The sequence below is a fragment of the Rheinheimera riviphila genome (genome assembly GCF_004005945.1).
GTDB lineage: Bacteria > Pseudomonadota > Gammaproteobacteria > Enterobacterales > Alteromonadaceae > Pararheinheimera > Pararheinheimera riviphila.
The window spans coordinates 64,570-84,041 of the sequence record NZ_SACS01000007.1; the positions used below are offsets into that span (position 1 = coordinate 64,570).

Annotated in this window: 20 protein-coding genes; 15 read left to right on the plus strand and 5 right to left on the minus strand. The window is 49.6% G+C overall.

Annotated features, from left to right (window positions below):
* Positions 1 to 2: 2 nt before the first annotated feature.
* Complete coding sequence (coxB, locus tag EOE67_RS08360; RefSeq protein WP_240652751.1) at positions 3 to 1,151, minus strand: cytochrome c oxidase subunit II; 1,149 nt, start codon at positions 1,149 to 1,151, stop codon at positions 3 to 5.
* Positions 1,152 to 1,438: 287 nt separating this feature from the next.
* The gene (gene lexA / locus EOE67_RS08365; protein WP_068069795.1) at positions 1,439 to 2,065 is read right to left on the minus strand and encodes a transcriptional repressor LexA; all 627 of its coding nucleotides are present in this window, start codon (positions 2,063 to 2,065) and stop codon (positions 1,439 to 1,441) included.
* Between the two features lie 156 nt (positions 2,066 to 2,221).
* Between lexA and plsB the strand changes: the two genes are divergently transcribed.
* Positions 2,222 to 4,654, plus strand: coding sequence for a glycerol-3-phosphate 1-O-acyltransferase PlsB (plsB, locus tag EOE67_RS08370; protein WP_127698648.1), 2,433 nt, complete (start codon positions 2,222 to 2,224; stop codon positions 4,652 to 4,654).
* Between the two features lie 74 nt (positions 4,655 to 4,728).
* Here plsB and tesB read toward each other — a convergent pair whose 3' ends face one another.
* Positions 4,729 to 5,604, minus strand: coding sequence for an acyl-CoA thioesterase II (tesB, locus tag EOE67_RS08375; protein ID WP_127698649.1), 876 nt, complete (start codon positions 5,602 to 5,604; stop codon positions 4,729 to 4,731).
* Positions 5,605 to 5,868: 264 nt separating this feature from the next.
* Between tesB and EOE67_RS08380 the strand changes: the two genes are divergently transcribed.
* Together EOE67_RS08380 and EOE67_RS08385 are read left to right on the plus strand one after the other, a co-directional pair.
* A complete protein-coding gene (locus EOE67_RS08380; protein ID WP_127698650.1) occupies positions 5,869 to 6,330 on the plus strand; it encodes an EVE domain-containing protein in 462 nt (153 codons plus the stop codon).
* A gap of 62 nt (positions 6,331 to 6,392) precedes the next feature.
* Entirely contained in the window at positions 6,393 to 6,632 is a 240-nt protein-coding gene (locus tag EOE67_RS08385) for a hypothetical protein (RefSeq protein ID WP_240652753.1), read from the plus strand.
* Positions 6,633 to 6,651: 19 nt separating this feature from the next.
* On the opposite strand, the gene EOE67_RS08390 is transcribed toward EOE67_RS08385, so the two are convergent.
* The gene (locus EOE67_RS08390) at positions 6,652 to 7,173 is read right to left on the minus strand and encodes a hypothetical protein (protein ID WP_127698651.1); all 522 of its coding nucleotides are present in this window, start codon (positions 7,171 to 7,173) and stop codon (positions 6,652 to 6,654) included.
* Between the two features lie 147 nt (positions 7,174 to 7,320).
* Entirely contained in the window at positions 7,321 to 9,048 is a 1,728-nt protein-coding gene (locus tag EOE67_RS08395) for a DUF885 domain-containing protein (RefSeq protein WP_206099532.1), read from the minus strand.
* 330 nt (positions 9,049 to 9,378) lie between these two features.
* On the opposite strand from EOE67_RS08395, the gene EOE67_RS08400 reads away from it, so the two are divergent.
* From EOE67_RS08400 to hemB, 12 genes are all read left to right on the plus strand, one after another.
* A complete protein-coding gene (locus EOE67_RS08400) occupies positions 9,379 to 10,395 on the plus strand; it encodes a GGDEF domain-containing protein (RefSeq protein ID WP_127698653.1) in 1,017 nt (338 codons plus the stop codon).
* A gap of 9 nt (positions 10,396 to 10,404) precedes the next feature.
* Positions 10,405 to 11,487 carry a DNA alkylation repair protein gene (locus EOE67_RS08405; protein WP_127698654.1) on the plus strand — a complete coding sequence of 361 codons (1,083 nt, stop codon included), beginning with the start codon at positions 10,405 to 10,407 and terminating at the stop codon, positions 11,485 to 11,487.
* Between the two features lie 125 nt (positions 11,488 to 11,612).
* On the plus strand, positions 11,613 to 12,392 hold the full coding sequence (ubiE, locus tag EOE67_RS08410; RefSeq protein WP_127698655.1) for a bifunctional demethylmenaquinone methyltransferase/2-methoxy-6-polyprenyl-1,4-benzoquinol methylase UbiE: 780 nt from the start codon (positions 11,613 to 11,615) through the stop codon (positions 12,390 to 12,392).
* 11 nt (positions 12,393 to 12,403) lie between these two features.
* Positions 12,404 to 13,039 (plus strand): ubiquinone biosynthesis accessory factor UbiJ, encoded by a 636-nt coding sequence (locus EOE67_RS08415; RefSeq protein ID WP_240652754.1) that lies wholly within the window; start codon positions 12,404 to 12,406, stop codon positions 13,037 to 13,039.
* On the plus strand, positions 13,040 to 14,668 hold the full coding sequence (ubiB, locus tag EOE67_RS08420; RefSeq protein WP_127698656.1) for a ubiquinone biosynthesis regulatory protein kinase UbiB: 1,629 nt from the start codon (positions 13,040 to 13,042) through the stop codon (positions 14,666 to 14,668).
* Positions 14,669 to 14,800: 132 nt separating this feature from the next.
* Complete coding sequence (gene tatA / locus EOE67_RS08425; RefSeq protein ID WP_127698657.1) at positions 14,801 to 15,112, plus strand: twin-arginine translocase TatA/TatE family subunit; 312 nt, start codon at positions 14,801 to 14,803, stop codon at positions 15,110 to 15,112.
* Positions 15,112 to 15,519, plus strand: coding sequence for a Sec-independent protein translocase protein TatB (gene tatB / locus EOE67_RS08430; protein ID WP_127698658.1), 408 nt, complete (start codon positions 15,112 to 15,114; stop codon positions 15,517 to 15,519). Before tatA ends, tatB begins: the two co-directional genes overlap by 1 nt.
* Positions 15,485 to 16,297 (plus strand): twin-arginine translocase subunit TatC, encoded by an 813-nt coding sequence (gene tatC / locus EOE67_RS08435; RefSeq protein ID WP_127698659.1) that lies wholly within the window; start codon positions 15,485 to 15,487, stop codon positions 16,295 to 16,297. The genes tatB and tatC overlap by 35 nt, the downstream gene beginning before the upstream one ends.
* Positions 16,298 to 16,310: 13 nt before the next feature.
* Entirely contained in the window at positions 16,311 to 16,838 is a 528-nt protein-coding gene (locus EOE67_RS08440; RefSeq protein ID WP_127698660.1) for a hypothetical protein, read from the plus strand.
* A complete protein-coding gene (locus EOE67_RS08445) occupies positions 16,828 to 17,628 on the plus strand; it encodes a TatD family hydrolase (RefSeq protein ID WP_127698661.1) in 801 nt (266 codons plus the stop codon). The genes EOE67_RS08440 and EOE67_RS08445 overlap by 11 nt, the downstream gene beginning before the upstream one ends.
* Positions 17,622 to 18,431 (plus strand): GGDEF domain-containing protein, encoded by an 810-nt coding sequence (locus EOE67_RS08450; RefSeq protein ID WP_127698662.1) that lies wholly within the window; start codon positions 17,622 to 17,624, stop codon positions 18,429 to 18,431. The genes EOE67_RS08445 and EOE67_RS08450 overlap by 7 nt, the downstream gene beginning before the upstream one ends.
* Positions 18,415 to 19,419 carry a porphobilinogen synthase gene (gene hemB, locus EOE67_RS08455; protein ID WP_127698663.1) on the plus strand — a complete coding sequence of 335 codons (1,005 nt, stop codon included), beginning with the start codon at positions 18,415 to 18,417 and terminating at the stop codon, positions 19,417 to 19,419. Before EOE67_RS08450 ends, hemB begins: the two co-directional genes overlap by 17 nt.
* Positions 19,420 to 19,472: the final 53 nt, after the last annotated feature.

Below are 19,472 nucleotides of genomic sequence, written 5' to 3' on the forward strand. Positions count from 1 at the left end.
TGCTACTCCTTGTTGCCGGTTTTGGCTGCATGGATTGCAGCAGCCTGCACTAAATCGCCAGTATTGTTATCCCAGGCATTTCGCTCGTAGGTAATAACGGCCGCAATTTCCTGCAACGTCAGCTGCTTACCAAAGGCCTGCATCGCGGTACCGGATTTGCCATTCAGAACAATGTCGATATGGGCAGCCAGTTCAGTGGCTGTTGTAGCCATTTTGCTGCCTTTAAGGGCTGGGAATGCACCGGGTAAACCTTGCCCACCGGGTTGATGGCACGCGGCGCAATAACCAAGGTAGGTTTTTTCGCCCAGAGCCATCGCTTCGGCCATTGTCATATTCATCGACAGCAGCTCTTGCTCAGCAGCTTTAGCTTTGGCTTGTGTTTCAGCTTCTTGCCGGATCCAACTGTCGAATTCAGCCGGCTCTTTGGCAATCACCACCACCGGCATAAAGCCATGATCTTTGCCGCAAAGTTCCGCGCATTGGCCTCGGTAAATACCAGGCTCATTCACATTGGCCCAGGATTCATTGATATAGCCGGGGTTGGCGTCTTTTTTAACCGCAAAGGCCGGCACCCACCAGGAATGGATCACATCATCTGAAGTCATTAAAAAGCGCACTTTTTTGCCGGTTGGGATCACCAGCGGCCGATCAACTTCCAGCAGGTAGTTTTCGCCTTTGGCAATTTTGTTCTGAATTTGTTTTTGTGGTGTAGCAAGTAACGAATAATATTCAACCGGATAGTCGAGATATTTGTAATGCCACTTCCATTGCGAACCAGTCACCAGAATGGTCACATCCGAATCGGACGTATCTTCCATCGCAATCAGAGTTTTGGTAGCGGGTATGGCCATGATGACCAGAATAACCACGGGAATGGCGGTCCAGAGTATTTCTACTTTGGTGCTTTCATGAAATTGTGCAGGCTGCACTCCTTTTGCCTTGCGATGATGAATAATGGCCCAGAACATAGCGCCAAAAACCACCAGGCCAATTGCACAGCAGATGTAAAATATCGTCATGTGCAGGTCGTAAACCTGAAGACTGATATCGGTAACCCCTTTGGTCATATTCAGGGGCAACTCTGCGGCAGTAGCCGTTTCGACAAATAGCAAGGATAGCAGCGTGCAGCGATAACGACTCGTTTTCGCCACGTAACGTCTCCTCTGTCATTTTGCATAATACAAATTGCCAGAACCAGACACTACCACCCAAATTGCGCATCTTGTCCTGCAACTTATTGTTTTTTATTATTTATTTATTACAGCGCCTGCGACACAACATTTATCGTTCAGTGTTTTTTATCAGGCACAGGTTAAGAATTGACCAGAAATAGCACAATGTAAACCCCATAAAGCAAAAAGCACCGGCGAAACCAAAAGGTCTGACCAGTGCTATATTCGAAAAAGTATTGAGTTTACTTAAGTTTTAGCAAAAAACCTTACCAGGTTTGATTGCGGATCACGCCGACGGCTAAACCTTCAATTGCAAAAAACTGTTGGGTTAAATCGACTTTTATCACATTAAAGTCGTTGTTTTCAGGGTGTAAGTACACAAATTGACCATCACGTCTGAAACGTTTGACTGTCACTTCATCCTCCACTCTGGCCACGACCACCTCACCCTGCCGGGCTTCCGTAGTTTTATGCACCGCCAGCAAGTCACCATCCATAATCCCAATGTCTTTCATACTCATGCCGGAGACTTTCAACAGAAAATCAGCGGCCGGATGGAACAGGTTGGCATCAAGCTGGTAATACTGATCAATATGCTCAGTGGCTAAAATCGGTTGACCTGCCGCAACACGGCCAATCAGCGGTAAACCCAGATATTCTGGTTCATTCGCCACCAGCTCTTCTTCAATCAACCGGATGCCCCGCGATGTACCCGGCATCATTTCGATAAAACCTTTTTTTGCCAGTGCTTTTAAATGCTCTTCCGCAGCATTGGCTGACTTAAAACCAAGCTGGGTGGCAATTTCGGCGCGGGTCGGTGGCATCCCGGAGTGAGCCTGATAATCTTTCAGTAATTGTAATATTTCGGCTTGTCGTGGAGTGAGTGGACGCATGATGCTGAATGCCTATACAGTGAATACTGGGAGTATATACAGTGAATATGCATGTGCCAAGTCGGATGTCACAGAAAAATCAGCAAAAAATGCCAAAATTGGCGCTGATTTTAATCCATGGTATTCTAGCCGGCTGTTTTTGAGGGCAAGTAATCTATGTTTTCGCGATTAAAGTGGTTCGCCAGCATGTTGCAATGGCTGCTGTGGCCATTCGTTAAATACAAAATAATTCCGAGCCAACCCGTCAGTAGCCTTGAGTTGCAGGCAAACAAGCCGCTGTTTTATATTACCCGGGTTGCTTCTGCCAGTGATTTAGCCACGCTGAAACGTGCTTGCCTTGAACAAGGTCTGCCGGATCCAACGGCTTATGTCACCTTGGGTGATATCACCTTACCCCGCACTTTATTTCTCGAACGTTCCGCCTCGTTTTGGGGCAAAAGCCGCCCGACGTTGGCGCTGCAGCAAGGGCAAAAGTTACTGCAAGCCCATCTGGCGCAGCCTGATCAAACCGCTCAGCTAGTACCCGTTTCGATCTGCTGGGGCCGCGCGCCTGGCAAAGAGGCCAGTGTCAAAGCCATTCTTGGTGAAAAAACTGCGCCTGGCTGGTGGCATAAATTGTTGGTGGTGCTGATTTCCGGCCGGCATACGCTGGTGCAGTTTTCGCGGGCGGTTTCGCTGCGCGAGATGGCCGATCAATATGGCGCGACCGAAGAAACCGCCCATAAATTATTGCGGGTCGCCCGTTTTCATTTTTATCGCCAACAACTCGCTGCAACCGGGCCCCGTCAGCCAGACCGCGCGGCGTTATTTAATGCGCTTCTTGGTTCGGAAGCATTAAAAAAAGCGATTGCCGATGAAGCACGTGATAGAAACATCAGTACAAGCGAAGCGAGAACTGAAGCGCTTAAGCTACTGGAAGAAATTGCTGCCGATTATCGTGAATCGACATTAAGAGTTGGCGACCGGCTGCTCAGTTGGCTTTGGAAAAAGCTGTATACCGGCATCAAAATCAACAACGCCGCTTTAATCAGGGACTTAGCGCAGCGTGGCCATGAAGTGGTGTATTTGCCCTGCCATCGTAGCCATATGGATTACCTGCTGCTGAGTTATGTCATTTATCAACAAGGTCTCGCCGCACCGCATATTGCTGCCGGTATTAACCTGAATTTTTGGCCAATTGGTAAATTTTTCCGCCGTGGTGGCGCGTTTTTTATCCGGCGCAGCTTTAGCGGCCACAAACTTTATTCAGCGGTCTTTCGCGAGTACTTGTCGCAGCTATTTCGCAAAGGCTATTCGGTGAAATACTACAGCGAAGGGGGTCGTAGCCGCACCGGACGCTTGCTGCAGCCAAAAACCGGCATGCTGGCGATGACCGTGCAAGCACTACTTCGCGGCATCGACAGACCCGTCACACTAGTACCGGTTTATCTGGGCTACGAGCACGTGATGGAAGTGAATACCTATTTACGGGAACTCAAAGGTTCGGCCAAAACCAAAGAATCGGCCTTGGGTATCCTCAAAGCAGCAAGGCAACTACGCGATTACGGTTTTGGTTATGTTAATTTCGGCGAGCCGATTTCACTGAACAGCTATCTGCAACAACATGCACCAGACTGGCGCTTATCGGTCAACCCCATTGAACCGCAAAAACCGGACTGGTTAAACCCGCTGGTCGCAAAACTGGCGACTGAAGTAATGACACGAGTCAATCACAGCGCAGCCCTCAATGCCATTAATCTGATTTCGACCTGTTTGCTGGCCACCGAACAGCATGTGTTAACACGGCCGGCGTTATGCCGCCAATTGGACCTGTATTTGCAACTACAGCAAGCGGCACCTTATCACAGCGCTGTGACCCTTCCTGACGGTGATGGTGCCGCGCTGATCCGTCATGGGCTGACGCTGAACAAAGTCCAGCTGCAACAGGATGGATTTGGTGATTTAGTCCGGCTCAGCGCTGAAAACGCGGTAATCATGAGTTACTATCGCAATAATATCAGTCACTTATTTATTGTTCCGGCATTGTTAGCCACCGCGTTGTTACAACATCGAACCCTTACCGCAGTGCAGCTCCTGAATATATGCCAGCAATTGTTGCCACTGCTGGAGCATGAGCTTTTCCTGGCTCCGGCAGATTTAAAACAATATGTGGAAAAAATTCTGCATTTCTTGCAGCAGCAGGAATTATTGCAACTGCAACAACAGCATTACCACTGTGCTGATCTGCCGCAAAATCTGACACCGCTGAAGCTACTGGCACACAATAGCAACGATATTCTGCAACGTTATGCGATAGTGCTGAATTTGCTGCAGCAACAACAACGCATCGAACGTAGCGCGCTGGAACTTGGCAGTCAACAGCTGGCGCAGCGGTTATTGACGATGCATGGTATAGATGCGCCTGAATATCATGACAAACAATTGTTTACCACGCTGGTGCATGCTTTAAAAGATGCTGGCTACCTGGCAGAAGCCGATGATGGCAAGTTGCAGCCGGCGCAGAACTTTGCACCGTTGTTGTCGACGGTCAATTCGCTGGTACTGCCTGAAGTTTTGCAAACGATTCGTCAGATCACTACCGCAAATTAATCAACAGCGACTTGGGCGGCATATCCATGTCCCAAGTCGCTGCCGTTTGGCTTGAAGGAGCCACAGGAACAACGCTATTCCGGTTTAGCTTTATCGTAACTACGGATCACGCCTTCTTGCATCGTCGACGCCACCAACACACCGGCGCGGTTAAAAAACTGCCCGCGCACTAAACCACGCGCACCAGAAGCACTAGGGCTGTCGACGGCATACAACAACCAGTCGTCAAAGCGGAAATCCTGATGGAACCACATGGCGTGGTCGATGGTCGCAACCTGCATGGTCGGCGCCATAAACGACTTGCCATGCGGCTGCAACGCCGTCGGCAGGAAGTTAAAATCAGACGCATAAGCCAACATGTATTTATGTACCCGTAAATCATCCGGCATCGCGCCATTGGCTTTAAACCAGACATACCGTTTGGCACTGCTTACCTGCGGTTTAAACGGGTTGTGAAACGCCACCGGACGCATTTCGATCGGTTTTTCGCAAATAAACTTACTGCGCAGAGATTCCGGAATAAATTCGGCATGCTCGCGGTAAAACTCCAGATCAGAAACTAAATCCTCCGGCGCCGGCACTTGCGGCATTAAATCCTGATGCTCAAAGCCAACCTCGTCCGCCTGAAAAGAAGCCGTCATGTAAAAAATCGGTTTGCCAAACTGGATGGCGCTGACCCGGCGGGTACTAAAGCTTTTACCATCGCGGATGTTTTCAACTTCATAAACAATGGGTCTTGATGCATCACCTGGTCGTAAAAAATATGAGTGAAAAGAATGGACTTTCCGATCTTCCGGAATGGTTTCCTTGGCAGCCGACAGCGCTTGCCCCATCACCTGACCGCCAAATACCGCTTTGAACCCCAAGTCCTGACTCTGACCCCGGTACAACCCATACTCGATGGTTTCCAGCTTTAATAACGACAACAAATCGGCTAATACCTGGCTCATCTTTACGTCCTGCAATGCTTGAGAGACAGTTATTGTGCTACAGCCTCCGGCAAACTGCAAAAGCACAGGCAGTGTTCTGCTGATTTTTGCCCACGGCATCCCGGCAACAGGGCTGATTTGTCTGCAATGCACGGTGGATCCCTGTGCAGTGCAGCTGTTCACACAGTTAAAATCGGTAGAATGTATGCAAAATCCGTTGAACCGATTGCGTTAGACGCGCGATCAGCGGCATAATCTTGCCGGTTGCATCAGCGGAGTGGTTACATGCCGTGGGTATTTAAAACCGAGCCTGGCGAGTGCAGCATCGACGATATCGGTGTCGCCGGAGCAGCTGGAGTCATCTGGGAAGGTGTCAGAAATTATCAGGCAAGAAATTTCCTGCGGGATCAAGTCACTGTCGGTGATTTAGTGTTGATCCACCATTCCAGTTGTGCAGAAATCGGCGTTGCCGGTGTTGCGAAAATCAGCGCTGCCGCTTTTGCGGATCCCAGCCAGTTTCAGCCGCAGAGCCAATATTTCGACCCGAAGGCCTCGGCAGAGAAGTTTGCCTGGTTTGCCGTAAAGGTGAGTTTGGTTGAAAAGTTTTCAAAAGTGCTGACACTGGCCGAGCTTCGGGCTTGTCCGGGGCTTGCAGAGCTGGCACTTGTAAAGAAAGGCAACCGGTTATCGGTCATGCCAGCAACAAATCAACAATTCGATCTTGTACTTTTTTTAACCAAGACATAGAGTGTATAAAGCCAGCGGATTTTCAACTTGGGACTGTGCTGGTTTATGGAGTAACACAAATGATGGCAGCATTATCAGAAGATCGTCGTGATCAGCCCAAAGATTTAAATTATTTTTGGAATGAACTGAACATGGCGCAAAAATTTTCAGTCGCAGAATTGCAGCGCTTTGGCTATGAGCTGGCGTTTGTCAGACGCAGTCCAAGTTTCAGTATGGCGGTGTTAAGAGCAGGTGATCGGATCGCGGCCGTTGATCAAGACGGACAAATTGATACCGAACCTAAAGTAATTATTCGCCACTAAGCGATGCTGGCACTGTCGATCAGGCCATTTCTGGCCTGGTTTTGGTCGTTTTTGTGGGTTCCTTCATGCTTTGCTCTTTCACTAATCCAACAGCCGCCTGACATAACTGCAAATAACCAGCAAAACTGTTTTTCTGCCAGCTTGGGATCAGTCGGCCATGCCGGTGAATAAATACTTCCAGCTCGGTATACCCATCATTATTGTATTTTTTGCAATAACGCTGCAAAGCTTGCGCAATCGGTTGTGGTCGTAATACCAGCTCACGACAAATCACCGGGATCGCCTGACATAATTGTTCAATATGCATCACTTCGGTCGGATTCAGCCGGGTTGAAGCACGTTCCTGCCCTAGCTGTAGCAATAACATCTGACAACATTCTTCGGCGAGCTCATAGGTTAGCTGCTGCACATGGGATGCTTCCTGATCCCGCAATTTAAATTGACTTAACAAGCGCTTATGTTCTTTGTTCAAGCTATCAATATTGACGACCAGCACCACAACAATCAGAAAAAAACCTATTACTAACAACACCGAACCCATATCGCCTCATTCGGCCGTTTATTGCGGACGGCCATTTTATTATCTAAAGAACTCTCTACACTGCTACCTGAACGTGCCGGGTTGGATTATATCATTGAAATAAAACAATTAAGTGACGCCGGATGAACGAACATCCGGCATTACCGATTATTTCGCTTGCTGGGTCCGGATATACTTCGCGATTTGTTGTTCCAGCACCGGCAACGGCAGACTGCCATTTTGCAAAACCACATCATGGAACTGGCGGACGTCAAACTTGCTGCCAAGCTTCTGCTCAGCGTCTGCGCGCAGGCGTTTAATGGTGATCTCACCCAATTTGTAAGACAAAGCTTGTGCCGGCCAGCTGATGTAACGGTCCACTTCGGTTGTCACATTATGCATCGATAATGCGGTGTTACTGGCAAGGAAATCAATCGCTTGCTGCCGCGTCCAACCCATAGTGTGCATACCGGTATCGACCACTAACCGGGCTGCCCGCCACATTTCATAAGTTAACCGACCGAAGTTACTGTATGGGTCCTGATAAAAACCCACTTCCAACCCCAAAAACTCCGAATACAATCCCCAGCCTTCACCAAAAGCCGAAGTGTAGAAACTGCGACGATAAGACGGTAAGTTGGTTTGTTCATTCGCCAAAGCAACTTGTAAATGGTGGCCCGGCACCGCTTCATGCAAAGTCAGCGCTTCCAGTTCGTACAACGGACGACGATCCAGCGCATAGGTATTCACCCAGTAGAAACCCGCTTCACCCGGTTCACGTCCACCCGAATAACGACCAGTGGTGTACTTCGGTGCAATTTCAGCCGGCACGGCTTCAACCCCGTAAGGTGTGCGCGGCAACGTGTGGAACAGTTTAGGAAGTTGTGCGTCGATTTTTTTCGCCAGGAACGATGCTTCTTTTAACAACTGATCCGGCGTGGTGACATAAAACTGCTTGTCGGTGCGCAGAAACTGAATAAATTCAGCAAAACTGCCTTTAAAGCCGGTTTGGGCGATGACGGTTGCCATTTCGGCGCGAATTCGGGCGACTTCACTCAAGCCAATTTGATGCACTTCGGCCGGGGTCAATTTCAGGGTGGTGTAGTGCTCTAAACGATTTTGATAAAAAGCGGCACCATCCGGTAGCGAGCTGGCGGCGATATTGTCTCTGGCGGCAGGCAAATACTCACCGACAAAAAAGTCATAATATTGCTGATAGGCTGGCTGAATTTGGGTGGAAATAATGCTGCGGGCTTGTTGCTGCAACTGTTGCCACTGCGCAGTAGGAATGGTTGCCACGGGTTTTAATAGCGGCCGGAAAAATACACTTTGATCAATATCTTTTTGGATAAACGACAAAATGCCCTGTTCATAGCCAGCTAACACGGCTTTTGGCTGGGTGTAACCTTTGGCAATCCCCTCGCGCATCCATGCCGTTTGCTGTGCCATATAACGCGGGACCGAACTGATTTTTTTCAGGTATTTTTCGACATCCTCAGCAGTTTTAAACTTGCTGCCGGACAGCATAAAGGTCAGATCACTGTGAAAGCCGGATTCTGCCGTTAATGGCATATAATGGCTACCATAATTGTATTCATCGACCTGATTTTGCAGACGATAGACCAAAATGGTGTGGTTAATCTGATTTTGTTCGGACAGCTTTTTCACATCAACGGCGGCCAGCTCGGCCAGTAATTGCTCAAGCTGCTGATGGATTTTCGCACCAGCTTCAGCCGACATGTCCGGTAAAACATGGCTGTCGGTCCGCCCCATGTTTTCAACTTTGTGCCAAATACCATTAGCTAGTACATCAAAGGCCTGATTGGGGTCCACTTTGCTGCTGGCGCAGGCCGTTAATGTGGCGCACAAAACCACCAGCCATAATTTTTGTTTCATATTTTTACCCATGGAATTTCATTGATTGGCCAATTGTATACATTACTCTACGCAACGGCTAAACCTCCTGCCTGACAATTTGGCGTTTTGACCGGATTTTATGCAGCAGATCGGTATAAAGTCCGGTTGAATTGCAGCAAACGACTGATAATTTTGTAAAAATTTTAAAAATATACAAAATTATCTTGGCGGAAGCAGGCTCTGTCGTTATTTTAAAGACTTGTATACGCTCAGATGTGTAGTAGACCTTGCGTTCAGCTGGCATTTCCGTAACATAAGGGCATTCATTTGCGCTAAGTCTATGTAGTATCCACTGGAGTTTTACTTGGCATGATGTATCAGGATTCAATCGATCAAGCGAGCGAAAAGGCGGCGTTGGCGCTGGCTTTTTTGCAACGGCATCGTTTGGCGGCACACCCGGTAAACTTCACTGTAGGTTATGACTATATCAGTGGTGTAAACGCCGAATTATGCCACGCCATCGAACAAAAACTCGCCGCCCACATTCCTTTTGACGACTTTGTGATGGCGGAGTTGTATAGCAACTTTATCATCAGCACCAGCAAAGAAAACGAACAGCTGGTCAATCAGGTCAATCAAATCGTCAGCAAACTCGCAGGTAGTTCTGAGCTTGCCTCTGAAGCAATTACTGAATATATCGGGGTGTTGGATCACAGTTTACTGGCCTTAAAAACCGATGACCCCCATCAGGCACGTGATACCTTGCATCGTCTGCTCGACGCCACTTATGACGTCAGAACCAGCCAGCAAAAATTACGTGATCAGTTAAAACAGTCTAACGAGCAAAGTCAGCAACTACGCAACGAACTGGAAGATTTAAAGAAAAGTCGTCAGGTCGATGCTTTAACCGGGCTTTATAACCGCTTGGCGATGCAAGAGCAGGTTGATCAGTGGCTGACCGAAGATCCAAAACGCCGGATTGCCGCTATCGCGGTTGATCTCGACCATTTCCGGCAGTTTAACCAGGATTATGGCTTTAATATCGGCGATGTCATTTTGTCGAAAGTGGCGAAAAAAATCAGTGCTTACGTACAGGAAAGTGGCTTGCCGGTACGGGCTGGCGGCGAAGAATTCCTCATTTTACTGCCGGATGTTGACCTGCGTACCGCCAGCGAAATTGCCGAACAAGTACGTCGTGGTGTCGAAAAATTACGCTTTGTCTCATCACGCAGCAAAAAAGCCTTACCAAAAGTGACAATTTCGTTGGGCGTGACTTTGTATCAGGCTCAGGAAAACTGGCATCAGTTCCTCGCCAGAACTACGTCCGTGATGAATGTCGCGAAAAAACGTGGCCGCAATCAGGTCGCCACTGAAGCCATGGTGTAAGCCACGGCAATGAGCGCTCCCCTGCTGAAAGACCTGATCGATGTGGCGTTTATGCAGCGTTTAGGCAATGCCTGCCATCAGCTGCAGCCGACATTTGATAGCACCAGGTTTGTCAGCACGGTCGTTGACGACAATTACCACGCGTTGGAACTCAAAGCGCGCATCCAGCGGGTGGCGACTATATTGTTTCAGCAACTGGCGCTGCCTTTTGTGAAAAGCTGCGAAATACTCAAACCACTCAGTAGTCAGTTTGGCGGGATCCAGGGTTTTGTTTTCCCCGAGGTCGTTGCTCAATTTGGCCTCGACCAGCCGGACATTGCATTACCCGCACTTGGCCATTTCACTCAGTTCTCTACCAGCGAATTTGCCATCCGGCCTTTTATCAGCCGGTATCCGGAACTGACGTTGCCGCAACTGGCGTTGTGGGCGCAAAGTGATAACCACCATTTACGCCGCCTTGCCAGTGAAGGCAGCAGACCCCGACTCCCGTGGGGCCAGGCTTTACCGCAATTTAAAAAAGACCCAACGCCACTACTGCCGATCCTCGAACAATTAAAACAAGACCCTTCAGATTACGTCAGGCGCAGTGTCGCCAATCATCTGAATGACATCAGTAAAGATCGGCCGGAATTGATGCTGGAGCTTTGCCAGCGCTGGTTCGGACAACATCCGGATACCGATTGGATCGTCAAACATGCGCTGCGTGGTTTACTCAGACAGCGCCATCCGGTTGCGTTGCAGCTGTTTGGTTATCAACCGCTGGCTGTGCAGGCGCAGCTGCAATTACCAGCGCGGGTGAAGATGGGCGAGCGTCTGGAATTCAGCGTATTGCTGTCACAAGCCACCACCGGCTCTGGTAAAACCCGCGTTGAATATGCGATTGATTTTGCGAGTAAAGCAGGCAAACCACGCCATAAAGTATTTCAGTGGCTGGAACGTGTGGTCAACGAACCGGAATTAACCCTGCAACGTAGTTACCTGTTCAAAGACCTGACCACCCGTAAACATTATGCTGGCGAACACCGGCTGTACATCATCGTCAATGGCCAGATTGTCACCAGCCAGAGTTTTCTATTGGAAAACGTCGGCTAGGCAGCGAGCGAGGTCGCCACGAAGTGGCAACAACCCTGCAGTTTCAAGGATGACGGGTTTTTGATTGGCGGCACCGGCCAGATCTCTTACACTAGCGCCAGTTTATCGCTGGCAAAGGCCCATTTATGACAGAGCAGCATCAGGACGCAGCAACCACTGCTTCCAACAACACCACTCACTTTGGTTTTAAAACAGTCGCCGCCGAAGAAAAAGTCTCGATGGTCGCGGGTGTCTTTCATAGCGTCGCTGCCAAATATGACGTGATGAACGACCTGATGTCGATGGGCATTCACCGGTTGTGGAAAAGATTCACTATCGATTGCAGCGGCGTGCGCCCTGGTCAAAAAGTACTGGATTTAGCCGGCGGCACTGGCGATCTCACCGCTTTGTTTTCCCGCCGCGTCGGTCCGACCGGTCAGGTGGTGCTTGCCGACATCAACGAATCGATGCTGAACGTTGGCAAAGACAAGTTGCGTGATTTAGGCCTGGTGAACAACATCAGTTATGTACAGGCAAATGCCGAAGCATTACCTTTTGCTGACAACAGCTTTGATATCATCACCATCGCTTTTGGCCTTCGCAACGTCACCGACAAAGACGCCGCCCTACGCTCAATGTTCCGGGTATTAAAACCAGGTGGCCGGTTGCTGGTGCTGGAGTTTTCCAAGCCGACGCAGGAATGGCTGAGCAAAGTCTATGACGTTTACTCTTTTAAACTGTTACCAGCGATTGGCCAGCTCGTCGCCAATGACCGCGAATCTTATCAATATTTAGCAGAATCAATCCGCATGCACCCGGATCAGGCAACGCTGCAGCAAATGATGGATACCGCAGGTTTTGCCCAAACCAGTTACCACAATCTGACCGGCGGTATTGTCGCTTTGCACCGCGGTTATAAATTCTAAGCAGGCGGATGATGCTGAGCCAGTTGTTTCCGTCGTTGCTGCCCTCTTTGCTGCCAAGTCTGTTGTGCTCGGTGGCCGAGCCCGTGCTGAATAAAGTCATCGCGCTGGATCCAGCGGCGTTGGCGCGATTGCAATCCTTGCAAGGCAGACAACTGGCGTTTGAACTAACCGATCTGAAACTGCGGGTCGTGCTCACCGCGCAGCCAAACGGCATCTGGTTGAATCAGCACCGCGAAGCCGTTGATTGTGTGGTCACCACCAATCTGGCCAGTTTGCGTCAACTGCGGGATCCCAGTCAGCTGACGCGGCTTATTCGCGAAAACGCTTTGGACATCACCGGCGATTTAGCGCAACTGCAGAAATTTAATGACTTTTTTGCAAAATTGAACCCGGACTGGGCTGAGCATTTGTCCGGTTATATTGGCGATGCGGCGGCGCATAAAGTAGCGCTGACGTTACAGCAATTACAGCAGCTGCTGCAGGCAAAGTTGCAGGTCGCCGACCAAAGCGTCAGCGCACTGTTGCAGGATGAATTGCAGCTAAGCCCGGTATCGGCAGAATTGGAACAATTCAGCCAGCAAGTTAGTCAGTTAAACGCCCGCACCGAAAAATTGGCACAGCAACTTAAGCAGTTGAAGGGGAAATAAGTGAGTCTGAGCCGTTTTTACCAAATTCAAAAAACGCTGTTGCAGTACGGCCTTGACGAACTCGTGCCGGCGCAGTGGCAGCCATGGTGGGCTAAAGCCGCCCGACATTCGATGTTCTGGCTGCAAAATCAACACCCGGATAAAACCGTTGGGGTCAGGTTGCGCCTGGCATTACAAAGCCTGGGGCCGGTGTGGGTCAAGTTTGGTCAGATGTTGTCGACGCGCCGTGATTTGTTCGCACCGGAGCTCGCCGATGAATTGGCAAAACTACAGGACAAAGTCGAACCTTTTGATGGCACACAAGCACAGCAACTGATTGAAAAAGCGTTGGGGCTTAATGATATCAGTGATTTATTCTGTGATTTTGCCGTCACGCCGCTGGCATCAGCATCCATTGCCCAGGTCCATACCGCGCGGTTGAAACAGCCGGATGGCAGCATCGCTGATGTGGTGATTAAAGTGATCCGGCCCGACATCGAACGGCAAATTCAGGCCGATTTAGAGCTGATGGCCGATTTAGCCATTATGGCAGCGAAATTTTTACCGGACGGTAAAAGGCTCAGACCCCGCGAAGTCGTGGCAGAATATCGCAAAACCATTCTGGACGAACTCGACTTGCAGCGTGAAGCCGCTAACGCCATTCAGTTGCGCCGTAATTTTGAAAATTCAGAATCTTTATATATTCCGTTTGTTTATAGCGATCACAGCCGCTCCAACGTGATGGTGATGGAACGGATTTATGGCATTCCGGTCTCCGACAATGCGGCGCTGGAAGCGCAAGGCACCGATATGGAGCTGCTGGCACAACGTGGTGTGGAAGTGTTTTTCACCCAGGTGTTTCGCGACAGTTTTTTCCACGCCGATATGCACCCAGGCAATATTTTTGTCTCACGTAACACACCACACAATCCGCAATTTATCGGCATCGACTGCGGCATCGTTGGTACTTTAAACCGGGAAGACAAACGTTATCTGGCGGAAAATTTCGTGGCATTTTTTAACCGCGATTACCGCAAAGTGGCGCAATTGCATGTCGATTCCGGCTGGGTGCCGTTTGATACCAGTATCGAAGAATTCGAAAGCGCCATCCGTACTGTCTGCGAGCCGATTTTCCAAAAGCCTCTGGCCGAAATTTCCTTTGGCCAGGTGCTGATGAACCTGTTTAACACCGCCAGGCGTTTTAATATGCAGGTGCAACCACAGCTGGTGCTGCTGCAAAAAACCCTGTTGTACATTGAAGGATTGGGCCGGCAGCTTTATCCACAACTCGATTTGTGGAAAACCGCCAAACCCTTTTTGGAAGATTGGGTCAAACAGCAGATGGGGCCTTGGGCCATGCTGCGGCAAATTAAAGAAAACTTGCCGTTTTGGGCAGAAAAATTGCCGGAAATGCCGACCTTGTTGCACAGTTATTTGCAGCAACAACCAAAACAACAACAGCAATTGCTGCAGCAACTACAAGCGCTACAACAACGACAAGTACAACAAGGCGCTGATTTAAAACTGGCAGTCCTGGCAGGCGCCGCTTTACTGAGTGCATCCGTGTTGCTGGCCACCGGCTGGCCGCTATTGGCCGCACCGTTAGCGGTTTGCGCTTTGTTTTTTGCAGCGAAGGCGGTATTGTCATAATTATTTCTTACAATAGCGGCAACCTGCACCGGCTGAGCTATTGACCCCCAACACCTTCAAGGATACTGGGTATAGTTTTTTGACAGTGCATCGGCGTATACTAATCATCTACAGTTTCAAAGGATATTTATTATGGGTTTCGGTGGTATCAGTATTTGGCAATTGTTGATCATTCTGGTGATTATTGTGTTGTTGTTTGGCACCAAACGCTTACGCAATATCGGCACTGACTTAGGCTCAGCCATCCGAGGTTTTCGCAGCTCGCTTAAAGATGGCGAAGCAGATGCCGCTGAAGATGCAACATTTGCGGCGGAAGCGCGCAAAGACCCAGCAGTCGCCAACAATCAGACTACTGCGGGACAATCTGCAGCAGTACAACCAACAGCCGAAGCCAAACCAGCTTCGACCACCACTCAGAATACTTCAGGTTCAGATAAAGTCTGATGAGCTTCTGGGAACTGGTATTGTGTGGGGTAGTAGCGCTGATTGTACTTGGTCCGGAACGGCTACCAGGTGCAATCCGCAGTACCAGTAAGTTTATCAATGGTATTCGCCAGTTTGGTCAGGAAATGAAGGCTGAACTGGGTGATGAACTACGGGTACACGAGCTACATCAAAAATTAAAAGACGCTGAGGAAAAAGGCCTGTTAAATTTGACGGCCGAAGAAATCAGCGCCTTAACTGAATTACGGCAGGCGGCTGCAGACGTAAACCAGCCTTATGGGCCGGCAGCCACGACCACGCCCCATCCAACTCCTGTGCCGAGCGCCCCAGCTGTTGAAACTACAGCGCTAACCGGATCAACAGCAAAACCAAATGAACAAAACCAAGACAAACCAGGCGTCGCCTAACAGCCTGATCGGGCATTTGATTGAAATGCGTAACCGCTTGCTGAAAAGTATTGCGGCGGTGGTGCTGGTGTTTATCTCGTTGGCGTATTTTGCCAATGATATCTATCAAATCCTGAGCATGCCGTTGATGAAAGTGATGCCGGCTGGTGCCAGCATGATCGCGACCGATGTTGCAGCGCCATTTTTTGCCCCGTTTAAACTGACGTTTATTGTCGCCTGCCTGATTACTGTACCCTACATTCTGTTTCAAATTTGGCGTTTTGTGGCGCCAGCGCTGTATACCAAAGAAAAACACCTGATAGCACCACTGATTGCGTCCAGCACCTTGTTGTTTTATGCCGGCATCGCTTTTGCGTACTTTTTTGTATTCCCGATTATTTTCGGATTTTTTACCAGTGCCGCCCCGGAAGGCGTCACCATCGCCACCGATATCAGCAGCTATCTCGATTTTGTGCTGAAACTGTTTTTTGCCTTTGGTTTAAGTTTTGAAATCCCGGTCGCCATTTTGCTACTGATTTGGACCGGCGCGATGACTCGCGAGCAACTGATTGAAAAACGTTCTTATTTTATTGTGATTGCCTTTATTGTCGCGATGTTTCTGACGCCGCCTGATGTGTTGTCGCAAACCTTACTGGCAGTGCCGATGTGCTTATTATATGAACTGGGTATTTGGCTGGGACGCTTTTATCAACCCAAACCAGACGATGATGAATACGCCGAAAACCCGGCTGAACCGGCGGCACAGATCGACGATAAAACCAACCCACCACGCCCATAACACAGGAATGAGAATGCACTTAAAAACTTGCGCTGTACTGATATTGATGATGCCTGCAGCCTTCGCCAGCAGCGTTGATTTAAAAACCCAGCTGCAAAGTTGCCAGCAAATTTCCGACGAAGAACAACGTCTGAGCTGTTTTGATCAAATTGTCAGCCAACTCGATAACCCGGTGCAGCAACAGGCTGTGGCCACGACGACTGTAAATCCTGTGGTAACCACCACTGCGACCAAAACACCGGTGATACAACCACCTCAGGCAACGCCAAAACAAGAAATCGCAGCGGAATTTGGTTTGAAAAAGCCGAGGCCGGACGCTGAAATTGAAGAAATTAGCAGCGTCGTGAAAACCGTCGCTCAGGATTTGCGCAAGAAGTTACTGATTACGCTAGAAAATGGGCAGCAGTGGCGACAACTCGATCAAGAGTACCTGAACATCCAGGCGGGTGATCGCTGTGTGGTAAAACGCGGAGCCATCGGTTCCTTTTTATTGGGAATTGAAGGGACGAAAAAGAAAATCCGGGTGCGGCGTGTCGAATAACTCATTTTGCTGGTTTGATGCCGGAGTCAATCTGTTCAGCCAGCAATTTGATCAAGACCGTGACCAGGTTGTGGCACGTGCCAAAGAGGCCGGTGTACAACAGCAACTGTTGATTAGCAGCGATCTGGCAGAAACGACCCTCAATATTCAATATTGTCAGCAGCAAACCGGCATGCTGACCACAGCTGGCGTGCATCCGCATCAGGCAGCAGCAGTCGCCGAAGGCTGGCTGCCACAGCTCCAGCTCCTGTTGCAGCAGCCGGAAGTGGTGGCGGTTGGCGAATGTGGCCTCGATTTTAACCGGATGTTTTCCGCCAAAGATCAGCAAATCAGCGTTTTTTCTGCACAACTTTCCCTTGCCAAACAACTGCAAAAAGCGGTTTACTTACACGAACGTGAGGCATTTTCCGACCAGTTGGCTTTATTGAAACAGCATCAGATTGATTTTGGCATCGCCCACTGTTTTACCGGGGATGCCACCCAGCTGAAAGCTTATCTGGATTTGGGTTTGTATATAGGGATCACGGGATGGCTGTGCGATGAGCGCCGGGCCACAATGTTGCAGGATGCGTTACAGTATTTGCCATTGGATCGCTTGATCCTGGAAACGGATGCACCTTATTTGTTACCACGTAACCTGACAGTCAAACCAAAATCGCGTCGCAACGAGCCCGCTTTTATTAGCGCAATAGCCCAGCAGATCGCGCAGCTACGCGGTTGGAGCCTTGCCGACATTGCGCATCACAGCCACCAAAATGCCCAATCATTATTCTCAAGGCCGTCATGGTGATAACAACCGACTGGCTGGAACACTGGCTTGCAACCGTCACCCTTTATCCGGTGCATTTTCTATTATGTAGCCTGTTCAGTTTTAGTTTGGGCGCGGCAATTTGCGCCTTTGTGGTGTATCGTCGACAACTGCATTGGCAGCGCGATACCGCCGAGCGGCTGGAAGACAGTATTCAGACCCGCACTTTTGAGCTGCAAGTCGCCTTAAATGAACTGGCGGATAAAAACCGTATTCTGGAAGAACAAAACACCCTTGATGCATTAAGTGGCGTGCGCAATCGTGCTTATTTTGATAAAAAAATTCTGGCTGAACTCAAACGTAGTCGCCGCGAACAAAGGCCGCTGGCGATTGTGATGCTGGACATTGATCACTTTAAGCAAATTAACGACAATCACGGCCATCTGGCGGGCGATGCAGTGATCCGCGGTGTCGCACAGCGTATTCAGGACTTACTGAAACGCAGCAGCGACTACGTTTGCCGCTACGGCGGTGAAGAATTTGCCCTTATTTTGCCCAATACCGATGCCGAAGGTGTGCTGGCATTGGCCGAACAAATTCGCCACAGCATTGCCGAGCAGCCGTTTGAGACCGAAATTGGCGCTGTAGCCGTCCACATCAGCGCCGGTTGTTTTGCCAGCATTGCCGGACCTGAGATGGTCAGTACTGATTTTATTCATGCCGCCGATCAGGCGTTGTATCTGGCAAAAACCTCTGGTCGCAATCAGGTTAAATTATCAATGGCCGCCGTGGTTGAAGCCACTGCAGTAGCGGTCGAAGGAACTCAGGATGAACTCGTCAACTAGCTATTTCCCGGCAGCCCGCTTACGGCGGATGCGTCAACATGATTTCAGCCGCCGGTTAATGGCGGAAAATCAGTTAACCGTCAATGACTTAATTTACCCAATGTTCATTATTGAAGGCGAAAACAGCCGCGAGGCCATTGCTTCAATGCCGGGTATTGAACGGCTGACTCTGGATTTATTGCTCGAAGAAGCCAAAGAATTAGTCGCACTGGGTATTCCGGCGATTGCGCTGTTTCCGGTGACGCCACTGGCGAAAAAGACGCTGTTGGCTGAAGAAGCCTATAACCCGGATGCATTGGCGCAACGGGCGGTACGGTTACTGAAACAGCAGGTGCCGGAACTGGGCATTATTACGGACGTCGCACTGGACCCTTTTACCACCCATGGTCAGGATGGCATTATTGATGAGTCCGGTTATGTGCTGAACGACATCACCACCGATATTCTGGTAAAACAAGCCTTGTCGCATGCCGAAGCTGGCGCCGATATCGTCGCGCCGTCCGATATGATGGATGGTCGCATTGGTGCTATTCGTGAAGCGCTGGAAGCCGCTGGTTTTCACAATACCCGCATTCTGGCTTATTCGGCCAAATACGCCTCCGCTTATTACGGCCCGTTCCGGGATGCGGTTGGTTCAGCCGGCAACTTAAAGGGCGGCAATAAAAAGTCCTATCAGATGGATCCGGCCAACAGCAACGAAGCAATGCGTGAAGTGGCGCTGGATTTAGAAGAAGGAGCGGATATGGTGATGGTCAAACCTGGGATGCCATACCTGGACATTGTCCGGCGGGTGAAAGACGAATTTGGCGTACCGACTTTTGCCTATCAGGTCAGCGGTGAATACGCAATGCATATGGCAGCGATCCAAAACGGCTGGCTGGCTGAAGACGCGGTGGTGATGGAGTCGTTATTGGCCTTTAAGCGCGCCGGAGCCGATGGCATTCTGACTTACTTCGCCAAAAAGGCGGCTATTTTATTAAATAATTAAGCCAAAAACAGATCAGCCAGAACGGTGCTGATATATGATGTATTTCATAACTT

Bases quoted from the DNA above. Each gene is read 5' to 3' on its own strand.
- lexA (WP_068069795.1), bottom strand. From the start codon at position 2,065: ATGCGTCCACTCACTCCACGACAAGCCGAAATATTACAATTACTGAAA.
- plsB (WP_127698648.1), top strand. From the start codon at position 2,222: ATGTTTTCGCGATTAAAGTGGTTCGCCAGCATGTTGCAATGGCTGCTG.
- tesB (WP_127698649.1), bottom strand. From the start codon at position 5,604: ATGAGCCAGGTATTAGCCGATTTGTTGTCGTTATTAAAGCTGGAAACC.
- EOE67_RS08380 (WP_127698650.1), top strand. From the start codon at position 5,869: ATGCCGTGGGTATTTAAAACCGAGCCTGGCGAGTGCAGCATCGACGAT.
- EOE67_RS08385 (WP_240652753.1), top strand. From the start codon at position 6,393: ATGGCAGCATTATCAGAAGATCGTCGTGATCAGCCCAAAGATTTAAAT.
- EOE67_RS08390 (WP_127698651.1), bottom strand. From the start codon at position 7,173: ATGGGTTCGGTGTTGTTAGTAATAGGTTTTTTTCTGATTGTTGTGGTG.
- EOE67_RS08395 (WP_206099532.1), bottom strand. From the start codon at position 9,048: ATGAAACAAAAATTATGGCTGGTGGTTTTGTGCGCCACATTAACGGCC.
- EOE67_RS08400 (WP_127698653.1), top strand. From the start codon at position 9,379: ATGATGTATCAGGATTCAATCGATCAAGCGAGCGAAAAGGCGGCGTTG.
- EOE67_RS08405 (WP_127698654.1), top strand. From the start codon at position 10,405: ATGAGCGCTCCCCTGCTGAAAGACCTGATCGATGTGGCGTTTATGCAG.
- ubiE (WP_127698655.1), top strand. From the start codon at position 11,613: ATGACAGAGCAGCATCAGGACGCAGCAACCACTGCTTCCAACAACACC.
- EOE67_RS08415 (WP_240652754.1), top strand. From the start codon at position 12,404: ATGCTGAGCCAGTTGTTTCCGTCGTTGCTGCCCTCTTTGCTGCCAAGT.
- tatA (WP_127698657.1), top strand. From the start codon at position 14,801: ATGGGTTTCGGTGGTATCAGTATTTGGCAATTGTTGATCATTCTGGTG.
- tatB (WP_127698658.1), top strand. From the start codon at position 15,112: ATGAGCTTCTGGGAACTGGTATTGTGTGGGGTAGTAGCGCTGATTGTA.
- tatC (WP_127698659.1), top strand. From the start codon at position 15,485: ATGAACAAAACCAAGACAAACCAGGCGTCGCCTAACAGCCTGATCGGG.
- EOE67_RS08440 (WP_127698660.1), top strand. From the start codon at position 16,311: ATGCACTTAAAAACTTGCGCTGTACTGATATTGATGATGCCTGCAGCC.
- EOE67_RS08450 (WP_127698662.1), top strand. From the start codon at position 17,622: ATGGTGATAACAACCGACTGGCTGGAACACTGGCTTGCAACCGTCACC.
- hemB (WP_127698663.1), top strand. From the start codon at position 18,415: ATGAACTCGTCAACTAGCTATTTCCCGGCAGCCCGCTTACGGCGGATG.